Origin of the sequence: Caulobacter endophyticus (genome assembly GCF_029543245.1) — a bacterium.
GTDB lineage: Bacteria > Pseudomonadota > Alphaproteobacteria > Caulobacterales > Caulobacteraceae > Caulobacter > Caulobacter endophyticus_A.
Genome location: NZ_JARQWV010000002.1, coordinates 1 through 22,116, shown reverse-complemented (window position 1 = coordinate 22,116; position 22,116 = coordinate 1). Strand labels below are relative to the sequence as shown.

Annotated in this window: 27 protein-coding genes and 1 pseudogene; 10 read left to right on the top strand and 18 right to left on the bottom strand. The window is 72.2% G+C overall.

Annotated features, from left to right (window positions below; all coding sequences use genetic code 11):
* Positions 1-3: 3 nt before the first annotated feature.
* The 5 genes from P7A99_RS02200 to P7A99_RS02180 all read right to left on the bottom strand — a co-directional run bounded on the left by P7A99_RS02200 (position 4) and on the right by P7A99_RS02180 (position 6,564).
* Positions 4-942, bottom strand: coding sequence for a J domain-containing protein (locus P7A99_RS02200; RefSeq protein ID WP_277792315.1), 939 nt, complete (start codon positions 940-942; stop codon positions 4-6).
* An 87-nt stretch (positions 943-1,029) separates the two neighbouring features.
* On the bottom strand, positions 1,030-4,785 hold the full coding sequence (locus tag P7A99_RS02195) for a baseplate multidomain protein megatron (RefSeq protein WP_277792314.1): 3,756 nt from the start codon (positions 4,783-4,785) through the stop codon (positions 1,030-1,032).
* Positions 4,785-5,267 (bottom strand): NlpC/P60 family protein, encoded by a 483-nt coding sequence (locus P7A99_RS02190; RefSeq protein WP_277792313.1) that lies wholly within the window; start codon positions 5,265-5,267, stop codon positions 4,785-4,787. The genes P7A99_RS02195 and P7A99_RS02190 overlap by 1 nt, the downstream gene beginning before the upstream one ends.
* The gene (locus P7A99_RS02185) at positions 5,264-5,929 is read right to left on the bottom strand and encodes a baseplate hub protein (RefSeq protein WP_277792312.1); all 666 of its coding nucleotides are present in this window, start codon (positions 5,927-5,929) and stop codon (positions 5,264-5,266) included. The genes P7A99_RS02190 and P7A99_RS02185 overlap by 4 nt, the downstream gene beginning before the upstream one ends.
* A complete protein-coding gene (locus P7A99_RS02180) occupies positions 5,929-6,564 on the bottom strand; it encodes a DUF2460 domain-containing protein (protein WP_277792311.1) in 636 nt (211 codons plus the stop codon). The genes P7A99_RS02185 and P7A99_RS02180 overlap by 1 nt, the downstream gene beginning before the upstream one ends.
* A gap of 75 nt (positions 6,565-6,639) precedes the next feature.
* Here P7A99_RS02180 and P7A99_RS02175 point away from each other — a divergent pair, with 75 nt between their 5' ends.
* The 7 genes from P7A99_RS02175 (at position 6,640) to P7A99_RS02145 (ending at position 9,818) form a co-directional block, all read left to right on the top strand.
* Positions 6,640-7,155: a hypothetical protein gene (locus P7A99_RS02175; RefSeq protein ID WP_277792310.1), complete on the top strand. Its 516-nt coding sequence runs from the start codon at positions 6,640-6,642 to the stop codon at positions 7,153-7,155.
* 79 nt (positions 7,156-7,234) lie between these two features.
* Positions 7,235-7,693 carry a DUF805 domain-containing protein gene (locus P7A99_RS02170; protein WP_277792309.1) on the top strand — a complete coding sequence of 153 codons (459 nt, stop codon included), beginning with the start codon at positions 7,235-7,237 and terminating at the stop codon, positions 7,691-7,693.
* 95 nt (positions 7,694-7,788) lie between these two features.
* Positions 7,789-8,205, top strand: a complete 417-nt coding sequence (locus tag P7A99_RS02165) for a hypothetical protein (protein WP_277792308.1) — start codon at positions 7,789-7,791, stop codon at positions 8,203-8,205.
* Entirely contained in the window at positions 8,202-8,603 is a 402-nt protein-coding gene (locus P7A99_RS02160) for a DUF805 domain-containing protein (protein WP_277792307.1), read from the top strand. The genes P7A99_RS02165 and P7A99_RS02160 overlap by 4 nt, the downstream gene beginning before the upstream one ends.
* Complete coding sequence (locus P7A99_RS02155; RefSeq protein ID WP_277792306.1) at positions 8,600-8,998, top strand: hypothetical protein; 399 nt, start codon at positions 8,600-8,602, stop codon at positions 8,996-8,998. The genes P7A99_RS02160 and P7A99_RS02155 overlap by 4 nt, the downstream gene beginning before the upstream one ends.
* Positions 8,995-9,408, top strand: coding sequence for a hypothetical protein (locus tag P7A99_RS02150; protein ID WP_277792305.1), 414 nt, complete (start codon positions 8,995-8,997; stop codon positions 9,406-9,408). The genes P7A99_RS02155 and P7A99_RS02150 overlap by 4 nt, the downstream gene beginning before the upstream one ends.
* The gene (locus P7A99_RS02145; RefSeq protein WP_277792304.1) at positions 9,405-9,818 is read left to right on the top strand and encodes a DUF805 domain-containing protein; all 414 of its coding nucleotides are present in this window, start codon (positions 9,405-9,407) and stop codon (positions 9,816-9,818) included. The genes P7A99_RS02150 and P7A99_RS02145 overlap by 4 nt, the downstream gene beginning before the upstream one ends.
* Here P7A99_RS02145 and P7A99_RS02140 read toward each other — a convergent pair.
* From P7A99_RS02140 to P7A99_RS02080, 12 genes and pseudogenes are all read right to left on the bottom strand, one after another.
* Entirely contained in the window at positions 9,815-10,336 is a 522-nt protein-coding gene (locus tag P7A99_RS02140) for a phage tail tape measure protein (protein ID WP_277792303.1), read from the bottom strand. The two genes, P7A99_RS02145 and P7A99_RS02140, sit on opposite strands and share 4 nt — an antisense overlap.
* Positions 10,333-10,533: a phage tail assembly chaperone gene (locus P7A99_RS02135; protein WP_277792302.1), complete on the bottom strand. Its 201-nt coding sequence runs from the start codon at positions 10,531-10,533 to the stop codon at positions 10,333-10,335. The genes P7A99_RS02140 and P7A99_RS02135 overlap by 4 nt, the downstream gene beginning before the upstream one ends.
* Complete coding sequence (locus P7A99_RS02130) at positions 10,530-10,811, bottom strand: GTA-gp10 family protein (RefSeq protein WP_277792301.1); 282 nt, start codon at positions 10,809-10,811, stop codon at positions 10,530-10,532. The genes P7A99_RS02135 and P7A99_RS02130 overlap by 4 nt, the downstream gene beginning before the upstream one ends.
* Complete coding sequence (locus tag P7A99_RS02125; RefSeq protein ID WP_277792300.1) at positions 10,811-11,227, bottom strand: phage major tail protein, TP901-1 family; 417 nt, start codon at positions 11,225-11,227, stop codon at positions 10,811-10,813. The genes P7A99_RS02130 and P7A99_RS02125 overlap by 1 nt, the downstream gene beginning before the upstream one ends.
* 25 nt (positions 11,228-11,252) lie before the next feature.
* Positions 11,253-11,648 (bottom strand): DUF3168 domain-containing protein, encoded by a 396-nt coding sequence (locus P7A99_RS02120; protein ID WP_277792299.1) that lies wholly within the window; start codon positions 11,646-11,648, stop codon positions 11,253-11,255.
* Positions 11,645-11,911 carry a head-tail connector protein gene (locus P7A99_RS02115; RefSeq protein ID WP_277792298.1) on the bottom strand — a complete coding sequence of 89 codons (267 nt, stop codon included), beginning with the start codon at positions 11,909-11,911 and terminating at the stop codon, positions 11,645-11,647. Before P7A99_RS02115 ends, P7A99_RS02120 begins: the two co-directional genes overlap by 4 nt.
* A 155-nt stretch (positions 11,912-12,066) precedes the next feature.
* A complete protein-coding gene (locus P7A99_RS02110; protein ID WP_277792297.1) occupies positions 12,067-13,290 on the bottom strand; it encodes a phage major capsid protein in 1,224 nt (407 codons plus the stop codon).
* Positions 13,291-13,451: 161 nt separating this feature from the next.
* Complete coding sequence (locus P7A99_RS02105; protein ID WP_277792296.1) at positions 13,452-13,856, bottom strand: HK97 family phage prohead protease; 405 nt, start codon at positions 13,854-13,856, stop codon at positions 13,452-13,454.
* A 112-nt stretch (positions 13,857-13,968) separates the two neighbouring features.
* Entirely contained in the window at positions 13,969-14,214 is a 246-nt protein-coding gene (locus P7A99_RS02100; RefSeq protein ID WP_277792295.1) for a hypothetical protein, read from the bottom strand.
* A gap of 176 nt (positions 14,215-14,390) precedes the next feature.
* Positions 14,391-15,568, bottom strand: a pseudogene (locus tag P7A99_RS02090) (phage portal protein); the annotation flags it as partial.
* Between the two features lie 145 nt (positions 15,569-15,713).
* Positions 15,714-16,916, bottom strand: a complete 1,203-nt coding sequence (locus P7A99_RS02085; protein WP_277792293.1) for a DNA-packaging protein — start codon at positions 16,914-16,916, stop codon at positions 15,714-15,716.
* A complete protein-coding gene (locus P7A99_RS02080; RefSeq protein ID WP_277792292.1) occupies positions 16,852-17,340 on the bottom strand; it encodes a hypothetical protein in 489 nt (162 codons plus the stop codon). Before P7A99_RS02080 ends, P7A99_RS02085 begins: the two co-directional genes overlap by 65 nt.
* Before the next feature lie 229 nt (positions 17,341-17,569).
* Here P7A99_RS02080 and P7A99_RS02075 point away from each other — a divergent pair, with 229 nt between their 5' ends.
* Positions 17,570-17,788: a hypothetical protein gene (locus tag P7A99_RS02075; protein WP_277792291.1), complete on the top strand. Its 219-nt coding sequence runs from the start codon at positions 17,570-17,572 to the stop codon at positions 17,786-17,788.
* Between the two features lie 805 nt (positions 17,789-18,593).
* Here the strand turns inward: P7A99_RS02075 and P7A99_RS02065 are convergent.
* Complete coding sequence (locus tag P7A99_RS02065; protein ID WP_277792290.1) at positions 18,594-20,747, bottom strand: transglycosylase domain-containing protein; 2,154 nt, start codon at positions 20,745-20,747, stop codon at positions 18,594-18,596.
* 53 nt (positions 20,748-20,800) lie between these two features.
* Here P7A99_RS02065 and P7A99_RS02060 point away from each other — a divergent pair, with 53 nt between their 5' ends.
* Positions 20,801-21,286 carry a YcgN family cysteine cluster protein gene (locus P7A99_RS02060; RefSeq protein ID WP_277792289.1) on the top strand — a complete coding sequence of 162 codons (486 nt, stop codon included), beginning with the start codon at positions 20,801-20,803 and terminating at the stop codon, positions 21,284-21,286.
* A gap of 226 nt (positions 21,287-21,512) precedes the next feature.
* Positions 21,513-21,914, top strand: coding sequence for a hypothetical protein (locus P7A99_RS02055; RefSeq protein ID WP_277792288.1), 402 nt, complete (start codon positions 21,513-21,515; stop codon positions 21,912-21,914).
* The last annotated feature ends 202 nt before the right edge of the window (positions 21,915-22,116 follow it).

The window sequence follows — 22,116 nt, the reverse complement described above, 5'->3', positions numbered from 1 at the left end:
CCCCTACCGCCGCTTGGGCGTGTAGGGCTTCTGGTCGCGCCAGGCCTGGGCGAACTTTTCCAGGTCCTCGTCGATGGTCTCGGGCAGGGTGACGATCAGGCGGGCATAGAGGTCGCCGCGATGGCCCTTGGCGTCGGAAAGGCCCCGGCCCTTCAGCCGCAGCTTGCTGCCGCTGTTGGCGCCCTTGGGCACCGTCACATTGACCGGGCCGTCGGGCGTGGGGGCCTCGACCTTGCCGCCCAGCACCGCGTCGGGAACGCTGACCGGCAGGTCCATGACCAGGTGCTCGCCTTCCTTGCGGTAGATCGGGTGCGGCTTGACCGCCAGCTCGATCAGGGCGTCGCCGGCGCCGCCGCGTCCCGGGCTGCCCTGCCCCTTCAGGCGCAGGGTCTGGCCTTCCTGGGCGCCGGCCGGGATGGTCACGTCGATGGTGCGGCCGTCCGAGAAGGCCACGCGCTTCTTGCCGCCCTTGATCGACTCTTCCAGGTCGATGTCCAGCCGCGCGCGCACGTCCGCGCCCTTGGCCGAGAACCCGCCGCCGCCGAAGCCGCCGCCGGCTCCCGCGCCGCGATTGCGGCCGAGGATGTCGCCGAACAGGTCATTGAGGTCGATCTCGGGACCGTCGTTCCCGCCGCCGCCGCGCCCGAAGCCGCCGCCCCGGCCAAAGCCGCCGCCGAACGGGCCGCCGCCACCGCCGCCGAAGCCGCGCATGGTCTCACGGCCGTCGGCGTCGATCTCGCCGGCGTCGAACTTTTTCTTCTTCTCGGCGTCGCCCAGGATGTCGAAGGCGGCGCTGACCTGCTTGAACTTGTCCTCGGCCTTCTTGTCCCCGGGGTTGGTGTCGGGGTGGTGCTGCTTGGCCAGCTTGCGGAACGCCTTGCGGATCTCGTCCGCGCTCGCGCCGCGGGAAACGCCAAGCTCCAGATAGGGGTCGCGCGCCAAGGAAGGCCCTCAAGGAAGTACGGAAAATGCCGAAGCCCCTCAATTAGGCGGTTCCGCGCCGGGCGCAAGCCAAATGTTGCATTAATATCACAGCGCGATGGTCGCAGGGGCGCCCCAGCCCCAGGTCGCCGAGCCCTGCGCCACGTTTGCGCGCAGCGCGCCCATCGGTCCCGACGGCAGGTCGGCCGCCCGCATCGCCGCCGTCCAGACGAAGCCCGGCGTCGCCGTCTCCACCGTCCGCACCACCGCTTCGCCGTCCAGGATCTGCACCCGCCAGGCCTCGCTCGCCTCGGAGAGCGGGACCTCCGCCTCCCAGCCGTCGCCCCCGACACGCGCGCGGCGAATCCACGACAGGCGCATATCGCCGCCGACGGTCCTGGCCCGCAGATGCGCCGGCGACCAGGGCCGCAAGGCCGCGCCGCGCCAGGTCGCCTCCACCTGCCGCATGGCCGGCCCCGCCGGCGGACCGCCGGCCGGCGCCGCGCGCCAGATCAGCGGCAGGCCGCGCTCGGCCGGCGACGCCTGGGCCCGCACCAGCCCCTCGTCGATCAGCACGACATCCGCCCCGGCCGCAACCAGATCGGCCACGTCCGAGCCGCCCTGCCCGCGCAGCAGGCCGGTCAGGGCGAAGGCGTCGGGCCCCACGGCCTGCGCCGTAATGAACTGCAGCAGCTCCCAGCCGCCGGGACCGCGCACCGCCAGCAGGTTCTCGCCGGCCAGCACCGCGGCCCGGCTGCGGCTTTGCGGCGCCCCGCCCTCCAGCCGCACGATCAGCCGCGTTCCCCGGTCGATCCGGTGGCGCGGCCCGGCCGGCAGGTCCGACAGCGTCGTCCCCACCACCGCGCCGGTCGTCGCGCTCGCCCGCACGCGCAGGGCCTCGACGTCCGGTCCCGCATGCACGTCGAAGGCCCGCCAGGGCTGGGCGGCGACGGCGACCAGCGGCCGCGCGTCGTCCTCGGCGCCGGGCAGGGGCGGCAGGTCCAGCACCATCAGCACGGGCGGCCCCTGGGCCGGACGCGGCGGGGCCGGGCGCCAGTCGATCTCGCCCATGGCCCCGCTCACCGCCGGCGACGCGGGGATCAGGGTCATTCTCGGCCGCTCGTCGACATCGACCCGCGTCACGCGCCAGGTCTCGCCGTCCAGCGCCAGCCGGTCGCCGGCCTCCCAGGTCAGCGCCGCCAGGGGCGACAGGTGGACGATCCGCTCGCGCCGCGCGGCGCCCTGCCCGTCCAGCCGCCGCCGGGCGATCGCCCCGGCCTGCGCCGCCGTCAGCACCAGCGGCGCCTCCACGTCCAGGGTCAGGGCGCCGGCCCCGTCCCGCACGATCAGCCCGCCGGCCTGGTAATCGCGCGCCAGGTCGATGAACCGCAGCCGCACCGCGTCGGCCGCCTCCTCTAGCCGCCGTGCGGCCGAGGCCGGGGCCGGGCGATCCTCCGGCCAGGCCAGGTCGTCCCCGCCCAGCGCGCCTTGCGCGGGGCCCGAGCGCGAGACCAGCCGCACCCGCCCGCCGCGCTCCACCGCCTCCAGCCCGAAGGCCTCGGTCAGCGGCGCCAGCGCGTCGCGCACCCGCATCGGCCGGTCGATCACATAGCCGGCCACCATGCCGCCCAGCGACCCCGCCGCCTCGCCCGGGTCGATCTCCACCCCGGCCCGCGCCGCCACGGCCATGACCAGTTCGCCCAGCGCCGCCGCGCCCGCCCGGCCGTTCAGCCAGTGGCCCAGCCGCCAGTTGGGGGCGTCGGCCCACACCTCCGCCCGCGCCGGAAAGTCCGGGAACGGCCGCGCGTCCCAGCACCAGGCGGCGGCCTCCTCGATCATCGGCCCGCCATAGACCGGCGAGACCGGGTTGGCCGCCGGATCGGCCGTCATGGCCAGCACCGCCTCCAGCGCCCGCCTCTGGCCCAGCTCGTCCGCCGTCCCGTCCGAGAACGGCGGCAGGGCGCTCTCGGCGCTCTTGGCGTCGACGAACAGGTTGGGGGCGTTGGCGCCCTTGTCGACCGCCCCGCAGCCGAACTCGATCAGCCGGATCGGCTTGGACCTGGGAACCCAGGCCGTCGGCGTCGCCGCCCGCACGCCGCCCGGCCGGTCGTGGTGAGGATTGGACCACCAGGAGAGCAGGTCCTTGGGCCGGAACACCCACGGCTCGCCATGCGCCCCGTCGGTGATCGGCGTGCGGACCTGGGCCGCGCGGTCTTCAGCCGAGGCGTAGAACCAGTCGAAGCCCTCCCCGCCCGTCAGGCCGTGGCGCAGATAGGCCGGATCGTGCGGCCCGCCCCAGCCGGCCGCCGCGTCCAGGTGATCCTCGCCGTCGCGCCAGTCAGTGATCGGCGGGTAGTAGTCGATCCCCACGAAGTCGATGTCCGGATCGGCCCACAGCGGATCCAGATGGAAATGCACGTCGCCCGAGCCATCGGCCGGCTGGGATCCGAAATACTCGCTCCAGTCGGCGGCGTAGCCGATCTTCGTCGCCGCCCCCAGCAGCGCGCGCGCCTCTCCGGCCAGGGCCCTCAGGGCGTCCACCGCCGGAAACCCCGCCGCGTCGCGCACCCGCGTCAGCCCGACCAGCTCCGAGCCGATCAGGAAGCCGTCCACCCCGCCGGCCTGCGCGGCCAGCTGCGCATAGTGCCGCACGAAGCGGGCAAAGCCCCATTCGCCGTCGAAGAACGCCGCCGCCTGCGCGGTCGCCGCGCTGGTCTTGTGCGGCGAGCCCACCCGTCCCGGAGCCGGATGGCAGGTGATCCGCCCGCGCCAGGGATAGGCCGCCTGCTCGGCCCCGCCGTACGGATCGGCCAGGCCGGCGCCCGCCGGCACGTCCATCAGCACGAAGGGATAGAGCGTCACCTCAAGGCCCCGCCGCTTCAGCTCGGCGATCGCCTGGATCACCGCCGCGTCGGACGGCGTGCCGCCATAGGCGACCCCGCCGCCGCTTTGCGAGATCAGCCGCGCCTCCTCGCGCTCCAGCCCCGCCACCCGCCAGGCCATCGGCTCGGTCGCCTTGTCGGCCGCCTCGACGCCCGGCCGGATCTCGCACGCGCCGCAGCGCAGGTCGGTCCCGAACCAGCTGACCACCAGGTTCACCCGCCGCACATTGGGCAGCTGCGCCTGCAGCTGGTCCAGCGACACCAGCAGGTCGGCCCGCCCCTCGGTGTTGTTCTGGTTCTCGGGGCTCGTGCGGGTCAGCCCCTCGCGGCGCAACACCACGTCGGTCGCCAGCACGAACTCGCCCGCCCCGGGGATCAGGCACACGCTTTCCAGCCGGTCCTCCAGACCCGTCCCGTCAACGCCCGGACGCCGGAAGACCTCGAACGACAGCTGCGGCGGCCGCCCCCCGAAGGCGTCCAGCGCCAGGTCCTCGAACACCACATAGGCCGTGCCGCGATAGGCCGGGGCCTCGCCCTCGATCGCCGCGATCAGCGGGTCGGGAAGCTGGTCCTCCGTCCCGCGATGGACGCGCATGGTCACGCCCGCCATGTCCATCACCTTGCCGTCGGCCCATACCCGGCCGATCCCGTCGATCGGGCCCTCGCCCACCGCCAGGGCCAGCGACAGGCTGTAGCCGTAGCCGCGCGCGCGCCCGGCCTTGCCGCCGGCGTCGCGGCGATGCTCGCGGAACCGCGCCGCCCAGATCACCTGGCCGGCCACCCGGGCGCGGCCGAACACGCACGGCGTCGGCGCGCCCTCGGCCGCCCCGGTCAGCCGCACCTCGGCGATGCGCGGGCCTGCCTCGCGCACGGGACTCAGCCCCACGCTCAGCGCCCCGTCGATCGCCTTGCCCAGGCCCACGCCCAGCACGCCGAGCAGACCGGTGGCCGAACCGCCGCCTTGCAGGATCAACTGCGCCATCACACGTGCTCCGGAAACGAGAAGGCGGCGACCAGCCGCGTGCGCCACCAGGGTCCCAGCCAGCTTTCGACGCAGGCCCGCCCCCAATAGGCGTGGATCATCCGCATCCCGCCGGAACCATGCTCCGACAGGATCGCGCAGTGCTTGGCCGCCACGCCCGCGGCCATGCGGAAGACCAGCACGTCGCCGGGCCGCGCCCGCTCCGGCGGGGTCGAAACCAGCGACCGCCCCAGCCCCTCCAGCAGCGGCTCGCCGGCGCAAAGCTCGGCCCAGTCGGGACGATAGGGGGGCGGGGCCTCGCGCTCGGCCCCGTGCAGCGCCCGCCACACCCCGCGCACCAGCCCCAGGCAGTCGCAGCCCACGCCCTTCAGGCTGGCCTGATGCTGATAGGGCGTGCCCAGCCAGGCCCGCGCCTCCGCCAGGACCCTTTCCCTCTCCGTAGGAGCCCTCTCCGTAGGGACCCTCTCCGTAGGGGCCCTCATCGCCGTCCCCCGTCGTGGATCTCGCCCTCGGCGGGATAGAGCGTGACGAAGTCCTCGCCCGGCAGGGTCGGAAAGCCCCGGAAGTTGGTCCCGTTGGCAAACACCGCCCGGCAGGTCGTCCACCGCCGGTCGCAGGTCGCGCCGGGATGGGCCGAAAGGTCGACCCCGCAGCGCTCGTCGCCCAGCACGGCGTCGCAGTTTCGGGCGTAGGCGCGGCCGGCCACCCGGTCCAGCGCCGCCGCCGGCCCCTCCAGCTCGGCGGTGAAGGCCTCGCCGGTCCACGAGACCCGCGCCACCCGCGCCCGCCACAGTTCGACGGCCAGGTCCGGCGCGCGCCAGTCCACCCGGCGGCAGACCACCTGCGCCCCGTCATAGAGCCCGGCCTCGATGTCGCCGGCCGTGATCCCCCCGGCCTTGTTAGAAGCATCGTCCAGGGCGCCCGTCGCCGCCGCCAGGCCGGGGCCGAACCCCGCCTGGCTCTCGGCCGCGCCGGCGCTCCAGCCGCTGGCCGCCCGGCAGACCACGCCGGCGACGGTCAGGTCGCGATCGTGGTCGGTGAAGCCCAGCACCGTCCCGTCCGTCCGGGTCAGGATCCAGGCATGGCAGAGGCTCGCCGCCCCGCTTTCGATGCGCTCGGCCAGCGCCCCCGGCACGGCCCGCATCAGACCCGCACCTCGACCAGCGCGATCGCCCCCGCCCGCGCCGCCCCGAACCCTTCCAGCGTCACGTCCAGCCGGTCGAGGTCGAAGCGCACCGGCGTGTCGAACAGGAAGCCGGCGGTCACCGCCGCCCCCGCCGCCGGCGGGGCCGCCAGGGTGACCACGCCCGTGGCCGCGTCCACCGCGAAGGCGCCGGCCGCCTGCTCCACGCCCGCCACGGCCACCCGCACGCTGCCGGCCTGCGGCTTGGCGATGGTGCGGACCACCGCCGCCTCGCCGCTTCCATAGGCCTTGACCAGCTGGAACGCCGTCCGCGTTCCGTCGCCGGTTCCCAGGCCCTGGTCGCCCGGCGCGGGCGTCGCCGACGGCGCGCACGACTTGAAGTCGGCCGGATCCCTGAACCGGAACCCATGCAGCCGCCCCCGCCGCGCCTCGAAGAACGCCGCCAGCTCGGCGGCCTCGTCCAGGCTGCGCGTGGCCGTGCCGACCAGATAGCGCCGGCGGCCGTCCGCCCAGGGGCTGGAACGGCGCTCGAACCCCGAGGCCAGGCCGACGATCTCGGTGCGGCGCTCGATCCCGCTCGTCCCGCCGAAGGCCAGACGCAGGGGCAGCCGCACCTCGTGAAAGGCGCTCATCACGGGTTCTCCTTGACAGCTTCGTAATGTGAGTGATTATTTACTTACAAATCATCCAGACCCGCCGGAGACCCCGCCGTGCCCTTCTTCGCCCTGCTCTTCTCGCCGCGCGGCGCCATCGGCCGCGGACCGTTCTGGCTGGGCCTGTTCCTGCTGCTCGGGCTCGAGGTCGGCGGCTTCCTGGCGTTCGGACGCCATGGCGCGGCGCCCATGGCCGCCGTGCCGCTGGTCGGGCCGTGGCTGGTCGACGTCAGCGGCCCGGCCCTGGGCTTCGACGGCTGGATCCCGGGCTTTCTGATCCTCGCCCTCCAGGGCTGGATCAGCGGCGTGCTGTGCCTCAAGCGCCTGCGCGACATGGGCCACGGCCCCTGGCCGCTGGTTGGCGTCTGGGGCCTGGACCTGATCCTCACCGGCGGGCTGATGGCCTGGATGAGCCACCTGGAGGGCATGGCCGTCATCGTGCCGATCTTCACCGGCGCCGGCGCCTCTGGCCTCTTGTGGCTGGCCCTGCTGGGCTGGCTCGGCGTCGAGCCCGGCCCGCGCCGCGCGGAGCCCGCGCCCGAACCGTCCCCCGCGTTCGCCGCGGTGGGTTAAACCCTTGTCATGACGTCCATTTCACTTCAGCCGGAGGGGCGCCGGTCCTAGTCTCTCCTCAAGGTTGGGAGACAAAGACATGGACTGGAAAAACCTGATGTTCTCCGCCGACGGCCGCATCGGCCGTCAGGCGTTCTGGATCGCCTGGCTGATGCTGCTGGGCGTCAACGTGGTGGCCGGCTGGGTTCCGGTCATCGGCAATCTCGTGGCCCTGGTCACGCTCTACTGCTTCGTCTGCATCTACGCCAAGCGCCTGCACGACATGGGCAAGAGCGGCTGGTGGCAGGTCGTGCCGATCGTCCTTGGCCCCGTGCTGCTGATCGGTTCGGCCCTGTGGCTGGGCGTCGGCGCGGCGGCCATCGCCCTGAACGGCGGCGACCCCGAGCTCTTCGCCCTGGCCGGCGCCGGCGGCGTGGTCATGTCCCTGCTGATGGGCTTCGTGATCAGCATCGCCTTCACCCTGTGGGTCGGCTGCGCCCAGGGCGAGACCAGCGACAACCGCTGGGGCGATCCGCCGCTGAACGCCCTGGCCGTCTAGGCCTTCCGGCTTCCTCGCGCAGACTCGCGAGAGCCCTTTCATCGACGCAACCCCGCCGCTACCCTGCGGCGGGGTCTTGTTGTTCGGGGTGGGGCGTGAACGCGATCGGGAACTATCTGGCGGGCCAGTCCAAGCGGCGCGAATACTGGGCCAGCGCCGTCGCGCTCAGCGCCGTCAACATCGGCCTGATGAGCCTGCCGGTCAGCCCGCCCGCCGACCTGATGAACTGGACGACCCTGGCCATCTGGTGCGTCATCGCCGCCCGCCGGCTGCGGGCGGCGGGCCTGCCCTTCTGGCTGGCGCCCTTCCCGCTGATCTCCTTTCTGGTCGACAAGGGCGTGCACAGCGTGATCCTGGTCTCCGGCGCCCCCGTCATGGCGGGCCTGCGCAACGCCGCCCAGATCAATCTGGCCACCACGATCCTGATCTTCGCCCTTGTCCTGATCCTCGGCTGCCTGCCCTCGCGAGCGCCCAAGCCCGCCCCGCAGGACCGGGCCGAGGTGTTCGGATGATCCTGCGCTACCTGCGCGGCCGGGCTCGGCGCCTTGAGTTCTGGCTCGGCTTCGTCGTCGTCATGGCCCTGCTGTACAAGCTTCCCGACCTGCTGGAGACGTCGCTGGGCGTTCCGGCGATGTGGCTGCTGCTGGCCGTCTGGCTGCTGGTCTCGTCGCGACGCCTGCGCGATATCGGCTGGCCCACCTGGCTGTCGCTCGAGCCGGTCGTCAGCCAGGTGGGTACGGCGATCGTCAAGATCACGCCCTTCGGCGCCGCCCATCGCGAAACCCTGGACGGCCCGGTGAACACCGTCACTCTGGTGGCCTGGCTGCTCTTCGTGCTGGTGCTGGGGGTCTGGAAATCCAAGCCGACGCCGGTCCTCGACCCCGAACGGCAGGCCGAGGTGTTCGGATGATCCGCCCGATTCTTTCCTGGCTGGGCGGACGCGGCCGTCGGCGCGAATACTGGTTCGGCTTCGCCGGCTTCGTCGCCCTGCTGGCGGCCTCTCGCATCACCGGCGATACGGGCTCGTCCCTGCTGATCAAGTTCCTGGCCCTGCTGGCCTGGATGCTGCTGTCCGCCCGCCGCCTGCGTGACATCGGCTGGCCGGCCTGGCTGGCCCTGTTTCCGCTACTGATGATGGGGCTGGGCGTCGCCCAGGTGATCATCTCCCTGACCGGCAAGGCCACGGTCCTCATGACCGGGATAATCGGCTGGAGCTGGCTGGCCTTCATCATCGTCATCGGCGCCTGGAAGCCCAGGCCCGCCGACATCACCGACCCCGAACGCCAGGCCGAGGTGTTCGGATGATACGGCGCATTCTCGCCTGGCTGGGCGGCCGCGGCGGCCGGCTGGAATACTGGCTCGCGGTCGTCGCCATCCTGGCCTTCATCATGATCATGCCGGGCCGGCGCCTTCCGCCTTATTCGCTGGACTTCGCGGCCCTGGCCGCCTGGTGCGTCTTCGCCGCCCGCCGGCTGCGCGACGCGGGCCTGCCCTTCTGGCTTGCGCCGTTCCCGCTGCCCATCGCCCTGGTCTCCATCCAGGCGCGCGCCCTGCTGCTGGCGCGGGCCGACGGCGCCATGCAGACGGCGGCCGCCAAGAGCACCGTCAACCTCTACTCGGCCATCGCCCTCTTCGGTCTCGTCGCCATCCTCGGCCTGCTGCCCTCGCGGCGCCCGAAGCTCACGGCGGACGACCATGCGCAGGTGTTCTCATGATCGCGGCGATCATTCGCTATCCGCTTGGCCGCGCCGGCCGGGCCGAATACTGGGCCGGCTTCCTGGCCGCCGTCGCCCTGGTCACCACCTCGGGCTGGTTCGAAAGCGACGCGCCGCGCCTGCTGATGTGGCTCGCCGCCGCGATCCTGTGGCTCGTCCTGACCTTGCGCCGCCTGCGCGACATCGGCTGGTGGACCTGGCTGACGCTGCTCCCGGTCGCGCCCGCCGTCGTCGGCTTCGGCCTGCTTGCGGCGGCCGGCGAAGACAACGTCGACCTCACCATCGCCGGGGCCCTGCTGTCCATGTGCGCCGCGTCGATCTGGCTGGTGCTGCTGGTCCTCGTCGGCGCCTGGAATCCGAAACGCCCGCCCCCTCCCAGCGCCGAGCATCAGGCCAAGGTGTTCGCCTAGAGCCGCCGCGCGCCCAGGCTGACGGCCCGCGCCAGGGCCTGGGCCAGCTGGGCGTCCGAACGGGCCAGGGCCGGGGCGTCGCCGCCGCTGACCTGCACGGTCACGCTGATCCCGCCGCCGCCGGCCCCATTGCCGCCGACGGGTTCGATCGTTCCCGCCCCGGCCGGGCGGAAGACCTCGGGCCCGCGCTCGCCGACCAGATAGGCGCCGCCGCCGGTCACCGGTCCGCCCTCGGCCCGCGCCCCGGAAAAGACGCCCGACACCGCCGTGCTCAGCGCCTCGCCGAGGCTCGCCCCGCGGCCGCCCGTCACCGCGCCCAGCACCGCCCCCGCCAGCTCGGCCATCGACACCTCGCCGTCGGCCGCCGCCCGCGCCAGCGACCGCGCCAGGCTGCTCCCGGCCGTGGCGAACGCCTCCTCGATCGACCGGGCCGCCGCCCGGGCCGGCGCCTCCAGGCCCGCCAGGGCGTCGGCCGCCTCGGCCGTGCGCAGCGGCAAGCCCTCGTCGAAACCGCTCATGCCTCGTCCTCCATCCCGTCGGGAAACCGCGCCATCAGCGCGGCCAGATCCGATCGCCCCGGCGCGGCGGCGCCGCCCTGGCCTGCCCCCTCGCCCACCAGAGCCCGCCACTCCTTCAGCGACAGTCGCCAGAACGCCGCCGGCGGGATCGAAAACGCCACGGCCGCCCGCCGCAGCATCTCGCCCCAGGGGCTCACGCGGCCGCCGCCAGGGCCAGGGCCACCGCCTGCGCGGCCTCGCGCGGATCCAGCCGGCCTGCGTCCAGCGGCCCCAGCTCGTCGTCGACCAGCGCCGCCAGCACCGCCATCAGCTCGCCCGCCGACGGCCGCGCCAGGCGTTCGGGCAGCCGGCTCCAGTCGGAAAGCCCCAGCGCCGTCTCGATCCTGGCCAGGCCGCCCAGCGTCAGGCACAGCCGGCGCGTCACCCCGCCCAGCACCACCTCGACCTCGCCCCTCGCGGCGTTCACGGCGGCCATCAGATCGCCGTCACGCTGATCGCCCCGGCCGAGGCCAGGGTCAGGGCGAAGACGGCCTCGCCGTCGTGCTGGCCGGCATATTCCAGCGCCGACACCAGGAACGGCCCCTCCAGCTGGGCGAAGTCGGGGATCACCAGCCGCCAGGTCCTGGCGCTCTGCGAAAAGAAGCTGTCGCGCACCATCGCGTCCGAGGCCGCGTCGCGGAACACCCCCGCCCCCGACACCGAAGCCGAGCGCACGCCCGCCCCGGCCAGCAGTTCGCGCCAGCGCCCGGCGCTGTCGCCGTCGGTGGCGTCGATGGTCCTGGCGTTCAGGCTGATGGTCCGGGCCCTAAGGCCCGCCACCGTCGTGAAGCCCTGCGGCGAGCCCCCGTCGCCGATCTTCAGCAGCATGTCCTTGCCGGCTTGCGCGGCCATGGTCGATCTCCTTCTGGGTTGGATTTCAGGCCGGCTCGCTGACCGCCCGCACGCGCAGCACGCCCAGGGTCAGCTCGTCGTCGGCCGCGGCGAACACGTCGGAAAAGCGCACCTTCAGCGAGGCCAGGGCGCGGCCTTCCACGGCCGGAGCGGCGTCATGCAGCGCCAGCCGCGCGGCCGCGACCATGGCCCGCGCCTCCTCCGGCCCGCCGAAGCGCGAGGCGCAGGTGATCGTCACCACGTGCTCAAGCAGGTCATTCTCGCCGACGGGGCGGCTCTCGATCCGGCCGACGCTGACGGAAGGATAGGTCAGCATCCGGGGCGGCGAGGCGTGCACCCGCGTCCCCACGATCGCCGACACCGCCGGCGCGGCCGCCAGCAGCTCGGCCAAGGCCCTGGCCAGGGCGATCTCGGCGCTCACAGCCGCGCCTCGCGGTAGGGCGCGATCCACGGCTCGACCAGCGACAGCGGCGGCGGCCGCGCATCGCCGCGATGCTCATAGGCGTGGCAGGCCAGGATCAGCACCGCCAGGCGCAGCGGCGCGGGACTGTCGGCGCCGAGGACGACCCCGGCCGCCTGCCCGACCCGCGCCTCGGCGGCCTCGATCAGCAGGGCGACCAGCGCGTCCTCGCCGCCCACGCGCAGGAAGTCCTTGGCCTGCGCCAAGGTCACGGAGTTGGGCATGGGGGATTTCCTTGAAAGATCCCTCTCCCCTTGTGGGAGAGGGTGGCCTCCCGGAGGGAGGTCGGGTGAGGGGTCTCTCAGAACCGTCCGCGAGACCCCTCATCCGTCGGCTTTCGCCGACACCTTCTCCCGCAAGGGGAGAAGGGCCGTTCACATCAGCTCACCGAGAACTTCAGCAGCTTCACCGCGTCGAAGTTCTGCACGCCGCCGCCGACGCGCTTGGTGGTGTAGAACAGCACGTGCGGCTTGGCCGAATAGGGATCACGCAGCACCCGCACCCCGGCGCGGTCGACGATCAGGTAGCCCTTCTCGAAGTCGCCGAAGGCCACGGCGATGCTGTTGGCGCCCACGTCCGGCATGGCCTCGATCTCGGTCACCGGAAAGCCCATCAGGCTGGCCGACTGCCCCGGCTGCAGGGCCGCGTTCCAGATGTAGTTGCCTTGCGCGTCCTTGAACTTGCGCACCGCGCTGACCGTCCTGCGGTTCAGCACGAAGCGGCCGTTCTGGCGGTACTGGGCCTTGGCCGAATAGATCAGGTCGATCAGCTTGTCGGTCGGGTTGCTGGCCGGCCAGTTCCCGGCCACGCCCGTGGCCACGTAGCCCAGCTGCCCCCAGGCGTAGCTGGCGTCCGGCGCGGCGGTGTAGGCCAGGAGGCCCTTGGGCTTGTTGACCCCGTCGCCGCTGACGAAGGCCGCCGTCTCCTGGGCGGCGAAGGCGTCCTGCACCTCCTCGGCCAGCCACTCGTCGATGCTGACATAGGCGTCGTCCAGCAGCGCCTGGGTCGCGGCCGGGCTGGCGTAGAGCTCGCCGGCCGGGAAGTCGATGACGTCCAGCGTCGGCGCCGTGGTCTCCGGCCGCGCGGCGGTCTCGGCCACCCAGGCCGCGGCCAGGCCCGTCGGCGACACCGGCTTGCGGAACGTGCCCGCGCCGATGGTGCGCACCTGGCAGATCTCGCGCATCGGGCTGGTGGCGGCCAGGCGGCGCAGGATCTGCCGCTCCAGCTCCGGCGGCGCCACATAGCCGCCGGCCGTGGCCACGCCCTCCGACAGGCCCTTGGCCTCGAGCAGGCCAGCCGTCTCGCCGGTCTTCACATAGCGGTCGAAGGCCGCCTTGCGTTCGTCGACCCGCGCGGCCGGCGCCTCGCTCGCCAGGGCCGGGCGGCGGCTGTCGGCCAGCACCCGGTCCAACCGGTCCTGGGCGGCGTTCAGGGCCGCGTCGATGCGCGAGACCTTCTCCTCCAGCAGCACGTCAGCGCTCTTGGCCTCGATGGCCGCCAGCCGCTGGTCGTTGGCCGCCTTGAAGCCCTCGAACGTCGCCAGCACCTCGACCAGCGCCGAGCGGGCCTCCGGCGAGGCCGGGACCTGTTTGGTTTCCTTCATGGAGTTCTCCGTCACGGATTACCTTCTCCCCTTGCGGGAGAAGGAGGGGCCCGCCGGCCGCCGGCCGGTGGGAGGATGAGGGGTTGCGCGGAATCTCCGGCGAGACCCCTCATCCGGCCGCTTTCGCGGCCACCTTCTCCCGCAAGGGGAGAAGGGAAACTTCAGTCGACCACCCGCAGCCGCGCCTGCGGCAACATCGGAAACGTCACGATCGACACCTCCCAGAGGTCGACGCGGGACAGCACCCGCAAGGCGCCGTCGCGCCGCGCCTTCACCTGCCGAAACCCGATCGACAGCCCGTCCAGCGCGCAGGCCGAGACCAGCGCCGCCACCAGCCGCCCGCGCGGCGTCGCCGACATGATCCGCCCACGGACGAACAGGCCGCGCGCGTCCTCGAACGCCTCGTCCCAGACGCCCACCGGCTCGGCCTCGTCGTGCTGGTGCAGCATGCGGATCGGCCCCGCCTCGAGGCTCTGCTTGAAGGCCCCCGAGGCGGTGACGTCGTCGTTGAGATCGCGGGTCCAGAACAGCGAGGCGTAGCCTTCGATGCGAAGGTCTTGAGACATGTGTGGTCTCCCCGAGGAGCCGCCCCCGTCCTTCGACAGGCTCAGGATGAGGGCTACTGAACGTCAGTCGAAAACCTCACCCTGAGCCTGTCGAAGGGCGGGGTTTTCGTCGCTACGGACGGTCCAGCTTGGCCTCGATGCGCACCAGCGCCGCCCGCGTGGCCTCGGCCTGGGTCTCCAGCCTGGCCAGCCGCTCGGCCACCGGGGCCTGGGCGTCGAGGCGCTTTTGCAGCTCGTCGATCCGCGCGCTGGCCCGCCCGGCCCACATCAAGGCCGCGGCCGCCTGCAGCGTCACCGCCACCAGCACGGCCGCCGAGATCTGGCGGTCCAGCCGCCAGCGATTGGGGGATGAAGTCATGAAATCTCCTTCCCTCTCCCCTTGCGGGAGAGGGTGGCCCGCGAAGCGGGTCGGGTGAGGGGTCGAAAGTCGGCGCCGCCGCGGCGGCGGATCGACGGGGCGAAGCGGTCGAGGCCTGAGAGACCCCTCATCCGTCGGCTGTCGCCGACACCTTCTCCCGCAAGGGGAGAAGGAAACTAGAGCTCCAGCCCCGCCAGCCGCCTACGCTCGTCATCCGTCAGGAAGCTCGCCGCCTCCAGCCGCGCCCACAGGGCGTCCCGTTCAGCCGACAGCGCCGGCACGGCGTCCAGGTCGCAGCCCACCCGCGCGCCGGGGAACTTCGGCCCCAGCCAGGCGGTGATCGCCCGCGCCGCCCGCTCGGCCAGCGGAACCACCGTGTGCCGCCAGAACGCCCCATTGGCCTCGCGATAGTTGGCGTAGGTGTTGTCGCCGGGGATCCCCAAGAGCTGCGGCGGAACCCCGAAGGCCAGGGCGATCTCGCGCGCCGCCGCATGCTTGCCCTCGACGAAGTCCAGGTCCGCCGGGGTCAGCGACATCGGCTTCCACTCCAGCCCGCCCTCCAGCAGCAGCGGCCGGCCGGCGTTGTCGGCGCCGGCGTGAGCGGCGGCCAGCTCGGCCTTCAACCGCTCGAACTGCTCCTCGGAAAGCCGGTCCCCGTCGCGCCCGCCATAAACCAGCGCCCCCGAAGGCCGCGCGGCGTTGTCGAGCAGAGCCTTGTTCCACGCCCCCGAGGCGTTGTGCACGTCGATGGCGAAGGCCGCCGCCTCCAGCGGCGAGGCCCCGTAATGGTCGCTCGTCGGGTTGAACAGCTTCAGGTGCAGCACCGGCAGCCAGCCGTCGGCGTCGCGCCCGATCCGCACCGTCCGCCCGCCCGCCTGGTAGTCATAGGCCGCCGGCCAGCCGCGCGGCCCGGGAACCACCGCCATCCGGTCGGGCCGCAGGGCGTAGAGCTCCTCCGGCTGCTCCCCGGCCGCCTCGAGGTATCCGTTGCCCGCCACCTGCAAGTGGCCGAAGAACGCCTCCATCAGATCGGGCCCGCCCTGCTCGGGATTGGGCGCGGCCAGCAGGCGCGCCAGCGGATGGTCGTCGCTGCGCCTGCCGCCATGAAACACCGCCAACGGCACGGCCGCCGCGGCCTCGGCGATCATCCGCACGCAGCGATAGGCCACGGGGTTCTTCGCAAACCCCTCGCTCGCCAGCGCCCCGTAGTCCCTGGGCGTCCACTGCGGCCGCCCGCCGCTGGTCAGGGCGACCAGCCTGGCGGCGCGGGAGTCCTTGATTTCGGGCGGTCGTCTGGAAAAGGAAAACATCGATCCTCCTTTCCTTCTCCCCTTGCGGGAGAAGGTGTCGGCGAAGCCGACGGATGAGGGGTGCGTGCGCAGGCGTTCGCCTGTTCGCACCAGCCTCGATGAAGACGTGAAAGCTGGAGGGGCGCTGCGCCGACACCCCTCATCCGACCCGCTGCGCGGGCCACCTTCTCCCGCAAGGGGAGAAGGAAACTAAACCACCCTCAACCTCGGCGCCTTCCCCCCGCCCAGCATCAGCTCGCTCAGCGCCCAGACCAGCGCGTCCGCCCGGTCGGGACTGTGCCCGAGATCACCCTCGCCCAAGCCCATCAGCTCCTCCTCCAGCGCCGGAAACGCCCCGCAGTGCACGACCCGGCCCTGCTCGTACAAAGCCGCCACCGGCTCGGCCCGGGCCCGCTTGCCGACCGAGGCGCGGACCAGCTTGATCGGGCACGGCGGCGCGGCCTGGGCCAGGACGGTGCGCACCATGTCGCCGCCCTGGTTGGCCTCGGCCACCACGGCGTCGGCGGTGAAATCCACGGCCGCCGCCACCGCCAGCCTGGCCCAGCCGTTGGGCGACAGGCCCCGCATGGTGCGGTCGGCCAGCACATAGGCGCGGCCGTCGCGGCGGCCGGCGACCACCACGCCGCAGGCGTCGCCCCGCGCGGTGGCCGGCGGGTCGACCGCCACCACCACCCGGTCGAACTTCGCCGGCGGCGCCCCGCGACACCGGGCCAGGTCCTCGGCCCTGAAAAGCCCGCCGTCGGTCTCGACGACGATCCCCTCCAGCTCCTGGGCCGCCAGCCGAGTGCCGCCGTACAAGGCCTCCAGCGTGGCCAGGAACTGCGGCGCCAGGTTCCCGGCGTTGGCCGCCGTCCCCGCCCGCGTCGTCGCCACGCCCGCCTCGGCCATCAAGACCTTCAGCGCCCGGGTCGGACGCGGCGTGGTGGTCACCACCAGCCGCGGATCCTCGCCCAGCCGCAAGCCGAACCGCAGCATGGCCAGGGTTTCGGCGGCCTTGGGCCAGGCGCAGAACTCGTCGGCCCAGGCGGCGTGGAACTGCGGTCCGCGCAGGCTGTCGGGATCCTCGGCCGAAAAGGCGTAGGCCTCCGCGCCCGTCTCCCAGACCAGCCGCCGGCGCGAGCCTTCCCAGCGCACGCGGTTTCCCGCCTGGGCCATGGCCCGCAGGCCCGACGGCCCCTCGATCATCACCTCGCGCACGTCGTGGAAGGTCGGTCCCACGAGCGCCATCCGGCACGGCCGCGCGGCCTGATCGGTGACCCAGCCGGCCCCGGCGAAGGTCTTGCCCGCGCCCCGCCCGCCCAGCATCAGCCAGGTCGCCCAGGGGTCGTCAGGCGGCGTCTGATGAGCCGCCGGTTTCCACGAGCGGTGCGCCGCGAGCTCGACACTCCTCATCGAGACGCTCTCGCACCAGGCTCTTAAATTCGACACTTTGAGCAACCGCTCCCAGTCGGCGCTCGAGAGCGGCATGCAGCCGCTCGATCCGGTCTTCGGTCCAGGGTTCGTCGTCATTCATCGCCATCTCCTCGCCAACCGCCTTGGCGATCCGCGCTTGCTTGGCGGCCGAGATCTTTTGCGAACGCAGCCTGGCGGCGTGGAGCATCTCCACCGGCCGCCCGACCAGGGCCGCCTGCTTGCTGGCGTCCAGACGCGCCTTCGGCGGCTCGTCCTTCACCTGAGTGAGGAGTTCCTTGGCGGCGCCGTGATAGGTCTCCACGATCAGGTCGCGGATCTCGGTCAGCAGCGCGTCGTTCTGTTCGCTTTTCTCGGCCATGACAGAAGTGTACGGCGCCAGCGAGCGCGTCTGATCCAGCCCCATGAGAAAGTTGCAAGCGGCTGATATCGCCCGATCTTTTTCCGTATTCGCCGGGGATAGACGCGGCTCTATCCCCGTCCGGCGGCCTTCTCCGCCGAGCCTGAAAATCGTCCACGCCAGGCGAAGCGGCCGCCTGCGCCACAGTGACGATTGACCAACCAGAGATTGCGTGCGCGCATGGATTCTCGGGAGGCATGGGCTGGCCACGCTTCGACCGGGAGATCCGATCACGATGAGAGAACTGACGCTTGCAGAAGCCGCCTTGGTTTCGGGGGGTCTCACCAACGAGGAGATCGAGGCCATCATGGCCTGGCGCCCCTTCACGCTGGAGGAACTGATGTCGCTGACGCCCGAGCAGCGTCTCGCTTACGGCGTCGACCCCATGGGCAGCAGCAACCCCTCCGACAGCACCAATCCCTATCCCGCGGCCCCGCCCCACCAGTGGCCGTAAGCGATTCTGCGCGCGCCGCCCCCGACGGGGCGGCCGCGATCATGCTGTCGATGCCGGACCTTCGCGCCCATGTCGGCGCCGTCGCCGATGACCGCAGCGACCTCCCGCTCAAGATGGCTCTGCGGCAGGCCGAAACGCACCTTGGTCATGTCCGCGCCTGCATCGGTCTCGAGCAACGCGCCGCTCACAAGCTGATTTCCGACGCCGAAGAGGGCATGGACCTGACCGATGGGTCGGCCGAGGCGCTGGCCCTGCTCAAGCGCTACGCCTTCCGCCCCAGCCTGGAATTTCCCCTGTCTACCTGGTGGGGTCACGATACCTCGGCCCTGTCGAGCGACGCGTGGGTCGAGACCTTCACCTCCGCCCTGCTGGGAACGCGGTCCTGCCGCTCCAGGCGAAGGATGCGCACGCGTGGCGACGCCGAGAACGGCTGGGTGCTGTTCGCACCGCCGAGGCAGGCCGTGCGCTGGTCGCGTTACGTCGCCTCGGCCCCGGTCAACCTGTCCAACGCCATAGATCGGGCGGCCTACCTCTATGCGGCCACCCTGATCCTACATCCGATGACCGACGGAAACGGCCGTCTGGCCCGCTGCCTGGCGCTCAAAACCCTCAACGCCGAGGGCCTGCTGGCCTGGCCCTCGATCCCGCTCGGCCCGGCGATCCACGCCCGCATGGAGCAGAACAGCCGGGCGATCCAGCTGTTGTGCGAAACGGGAGACTGGCGCGCCTATTTCGGCCACTTCCGGCAGGTCCTGTCGCTGGCGGCGCGGTTGTCGATCGATCTGGCGGCCGACTTCGTCCCCGCTCAATACGGCAGCTCCTCCGGCGGCGGGACCGGTCCACGCCCGTCGTCGGCCGGCTCGTCCGGCGCGGCGTCGGCTTCCAGTTCCGAGGCTGTGCGGGCGAACTCCGAGGCCAGGGTCTCGTAGAAGCCGTTGCGCGGATCGGGCGAGGTGCGCGGGCCGGGATCGGGCAGCAGCCAGGGGAAGTCGCGGATCGCCAGGTTCTGGTGGGCGGCCAGCATGTAGCGCCGCCAGATGCTGGCCGGCATGTCGCCGCCGACCACCTTGTTCATCGGCTTGTCGTTGTCGTTGCCCACCCAGACGCCGGTGGCGAAATCGGGGGTGAAGCCTACGAACCAGGCGTCGCGCCAGTTCTGGCTGGTGCCGGTCTTGCCCGCCGCCGGCCAGCCGAACGCGGCCCGCTTGGCGGTGCCCTGGTCGACCACCTTCTTCATCATCTTGACCATCATGCTGGCCCTGGCGATGTCGTAGACCTGCGCCGGGGCCATCGGCCCGCGGGCGTAGATCGGCCGGCCGTCCTGGGCGGTGATGCTCTCGATGACGTAAGGCTCCACCCGCTGGCCGCCCAGCTGGAAGACCTGGAAGCCCGAGGTCATCTGCAACAGGTTCACCTCATAGGCCCCCAGCGCCACCGACAGGTCGGGGCGGTCCGGCAGGCTGGTGATCCCGAAGCGGCGGGCGAGATTGCCCACCTGCGCGCCGCCGGCCTCCTGGGCCAGCTTGACGGCGATGGTGTTGGTCGAATTGACCAGGGCCTGCTCGACGGTCATCGGGCCGCGATAGTCGCCGCCGTAGTTCTCGGGCTTCCAGTCGCCGAACTGCACCGGCCCGTCGACGCGGATGTCGCTGGGCAGCACGCCCTTTTCCAGGGCGGCGGCATAGACGAACGGCTTGAAGGTCGAGCCCGGCTGGCGCCTGGCCTGCACCGCGCGGTTGAAGGGGCTGGCGATATAGTCGGCGCCGCCCACCATCGCCCGGATCGCCCCGTCGGCCGACAGCGATAGCAGCGCGGCCTGGCTGGCGCCGGCATGCTGGCCGCCCAGCGCGATGGCCTGGCGCACGATGTCGGCCCCGGCCTTTTGCAGGCGGGTGTCGATGGTCAGGCGCACGACCAGGTCGGGCGCGTTCTGGCCGGCGATGCGGATGGCCTCGGTGGTGGCGTAGTCCAGCACCCAGCCATAGTCGCCCTCGTCGCTGACCGCGTCGGGCGACAGCTTCGGCGTGTCGTCCAGGGCCGCGGCGTGCTCGGCCGCCGTGATCCAGCCCTCCTTCTCCATATTGGCCAAAACCAGGCGCGAGCGGGCCAGCGCCCCTTCCATGTCGCGGGTCAGGGCTAGGCGCGAGGGCGCCTTGGGCAGCGAGGCCAGCAGGGCGGCTTCGGAAAGGGTCAGCCGGCTGGCGGGCTTGCCGAAATAGGTCTGGGCCGCGCCGTCGACGCCATAGGTGTTGGCCCCGAAGAACACCCGGTTGAGATAGAGCTCCAGCACCTCGTCCTTGGTCAGCACCTGTTCCAGGCGCCAGGCCATCAGCATTTCCTGAAGCTTGCGCTCGACCGTGCGGTCGGGGGTCAGGAACAGGCCCTTGGCCAGCTGCTGGGAAAGGGTCGAGGCGCCCTGCACCGTGCGGCCGGCGCGCCAGTTCACCCAGGCCGCCCGGGCGATGCCGTAGAGGTCGATCGGGCCGTGCTTGTAGAAGCGCTTGTCCTCGGCCGCCAGGAAGGCCAGCGGCACATAGCCGGGCACGGTCTTGACCGTCACCCGCTGGCCGTAACGCGGCCCGCGCGTGGCGATCACCTGGCCGCTGCGATCCTCGAACCGCACGCCCGGCGCGCGATTGACCGCGAACAGCGCCTCGCGCGACGGCAGGTCCGGCGTGTCCTTCAGGTACTTGAACCAGACATAGGCGCCGGCGCCGCCCACGGCCAGGAAGCCGATCAGGGCGCTGACCAGCAGGGTGATCCACACCCAGCCCCAGCCGCCCCGCTTGCGCGGCGTCTTCAGGTCGGCGCGGAACGGCTCTTCGGGCGGACGCTGCGGCGGGCCTTTCGGCGGCTCGGGCGGCGGCGGCGGCACGGGCGAAAAACCGCCGCCCGCCGGCGGCGTCGGGCGCGCGGGCGGATCGTCGAACCTGTAGGGCGGCAGCGTCCAGTCGTTCACGTGCGGTGTTGCGTCCAGTTGGTCTTCGCGGCGATTGGGTTTAGGACGCCCCGATGATGGCGCGCAAACCTTTCTGGGAGACGAAATCCCTTCACCAGATGACCGTCCCCGAGTGGGAGAGTCTATGCGACGGCTGCGGCCTTTGCTGCCTGGTTCGCTTCGAAGACGAAGACACCGGCGAGGTGATCCCCACCCGCGTGCACTGCCAGCTGCTCGACGCCCATCTTTGCCGCTGCAGCGACTATCCCAATCGCCGCAAGACCGTGCCCGACTGCATCAAGCTGACGCCGCACAACATCGAGGACCTGGAGTGGATGCCCCCCTCCTGCGCCTATCGCCGCCTGCACGAGGGCAAGACCCTGCCGCAGTGGCACCCGCTGATCACCGGCGACCCCGACAGCCCCCACAAGGCCGGCGTCTCGGTCCGCGACCAGACCATCAGCGAAGCCAGCCTCGACGACCCCGAAGACGCCATGGACTTCGTCGCCACCGACCTGATGGTCGACAAGGGCGACTGGCCCTACGAGCCGGAAGACTGAACCCTTCTCCCCTTGCGGGAGAAGGTGTCAGCGAAGCTGACGGATGAGGGGTCTCTCAAACCTGAAACGCCTCACCCAGCCTGACCACCTTCGCAACGTCGAGATCTGGGAAACCCCTCACCCGACCCGCTGCGCGGCCCACCCTCTCCCGCAAGGGGAGAGGGACGCTTGACCTTTCCGAGCAAACCACCACCTCAAGCTGCACCTTGAGGGAAACCACCGCGCCATGCTCCTGACCGCCCTGCTGATCGGCCTGTTCGCCGCCGCCCGCCACGACGGCCCCGTGCGCCGCTGGCTGGTCGAGATCCCGGCCCAGCGCCTCTCGGCGATGACCCCGCGCAACGCCATGGCGTTGATGCTGCTCTTGGCCATCGCCCCCTTCGCCGGCCAGGTGATCCTGCCGGAAATGGCCTGGATCCTGGCGCTGGACCTGGCTGCCTGGGTCGAGGTCGGGATCGCCGCCACGGTCATGGCCCGCCTCGTCCCCGCCTGGAAAGGCCTGCGCGCCAGCGCCGTCCGCCTGGTTCGCACCGCCTTCCGCCCCGCCGGCCGCGCCCGGCGCAGCCCCGCTGCCCGCCGCAAGCCGGCCAAGACCCCCGACCCCAGCGACGGATGGGCGTTTGCATAGAGCCCCCTCAGTCGCTCCGCGACAGCTCCCTGCTCCTCCCCCGTGAAACGGGGGAGGTGGCGCGCTGCGGATACGCAGCGTGACGGAGGGGGCGACAGCTTCCTCGGCGCCCAGTCTCGGGGGGGGGGGGGCGGGGGGCGGGGGCGGCCCCCCCGCCCCGGCCCGCGCGCGGCCGGCGGCGCGCCACCCCCCCGCGGCCGCC

What these genes read in the sequence shown, in the direction of transcription:
- P7A99_RS02195 (WP_277792314.1), bottom strand. Translation starts at nt 4,785, where the DNA reads ATGGCGCAGTTGATCCTGCAAGGCGGCGGTTCGGCCACCGGTCTGCTC.
- P7A99_RS02190 (WP_277792313.1), bottom strand. Translation starts at nt 5,267, where the DNA reads ATGAGGGCCCCTACGGAGAGGGTCCCTACGGAGAGGGCTCCTACGGAG.
- P7A99_RS02185 (WP_277792312.1), bottom strand. Translation starts at nt 5,929, where the DNA reads ATGCGGGCCGTGCCGGGGGCGCTGGCCGAGCGCATCGAAAGCGGGGCG.
- P7A99_RS02170 (WP_277792309.1), top strand. Translation starts at nt 7,235, where the DNA reads ATGGACTGGAAAAACCTGATGTTCTCCGCCGACGGCCGCATCGGCCGT.
- P7A99_RS02160 (WP_277792307.1), top strand. Translation starts at nt 8,202, where the DNA reads ATGATCCTGCGCTACCTGCGCGGCCGGGCTCGGCGCCTTGAGTTCTGG.
- P7A99_RS02155 (WP_277792306.1), top strand. Translation starts at nt 8,600, where the DNA reads ATGATCCGCCCGATTCTTTCCTGGCTGGGCGGACGCGGCCGTCGGCGC.
- P7A99_RS02150 (WP_277792305.1), top strand. Translation starts at nt 8,995, where the DNA reads ATGATACGGCGCATTCTCGCCTGGCTGGGCGGCCGCGGCGGCCGGCTG.
- P7A99_RS02145 (WP_277792304.1), top strand. Translation starts at nt 9,405, where the DNA reads ATGATCGCGGCGATCATTCGCTATCCGCTTGGCCGCGCCGGCCGGGCC.
- P7A99_RS02140 (WP_277792303.1), bottom strand. Translation starts at nt 10,336, where the DNA reads ATGAGCGGTTTCGACGAGGGCTTGCCGCTGCGCACGGCCGAGGCGGCC.
- P7A99_RS02130 (WP_277792301.1), bottom strand. Translation starts at nt 10,811, where the DNA reads ATGGCCGCCGTGAACGCCGCGAGGGGCGAGGTCGAGGTGGTGCTGGGC.
- P7A99_RS02125 (WP_277792300.1), bottom strand. Translation starts at nt 11,227, where the DNA reads ATGGCCGCGCAAGCCGGCAAGGACATGCTGCTGAAGATCGGCGACGGG.
- P7A99_RS02115 (WP_277792298.1), bottom strand. Translation starts at nt 11,911, where the DNA reads ATGCCCAACTCCGTGACCTTGGCGCAGGCCAAGGACTTCCTGCGCGTG.
- P7A99_RS02110 (WP_277792297.1), bottom strand. Translation starts at nt 13,290, where the DNA reads ATGAAGGAAACCAAACAGGTCCCGGCCTCGCCGGAGGCCCGCTCGGCG.
- P7A99_RS02105 (WP_277792296.1), bottom strand. Translation starts at nt 13,856, where the DNA reads ATGTCTCAAGACCTTCGCATCGAAGGCTACGCCTCGCTGTTCTGGACC.
- P7A99_RS02100 (WP_277792295.1), bottom strand. Translation starts at nt 14,214, where the DNA reads ATGACTTCATCCCCCAATCGCTGGCGGCTGGACCGCCAGATCTCGGCG.
- P7A99_RS02085 (WP_277792293.1), bottom strand. Translation starts at nt 16,916, where the DNA reads ATGAGGAGTGTCGAGCTCGCGGCGCACCGCTCGTGGAAACCGGCGGCT.
- P7A99_RS02080 (WP_277792292.1), bottom strand. Translation starts at nt 17,340, where the DNA reads ATGGGGCTGGATCAGACGCGCTCGCTGGCGCCGTACACTTCTGTCATG.
- P7A99_RS02075 (WP_277792291.1), top strand. Translation starts at nt 17,570, where the DNA reads ATGAGAGAACTGACGCTTGCAGAAGCCGCCTTGGTTTCGGGGGGTCTC.
- P7A99_RS02060 (WP_277792289.1), top strand. Translation starts at nt 20,801, where the DNA reads ATGATGGCGCGCAAACCTTTCTGGGAGACGAAATCCCTTCACCAGATG.
- P7A99_RS02055 (WP_277792288.1), top strand. Translation starts at nt 21,513, where the DNA reads ATGCTCCTGACCGCCCTGCTGATCGGCCTGTTCGCCGCCGCCCGCCAC.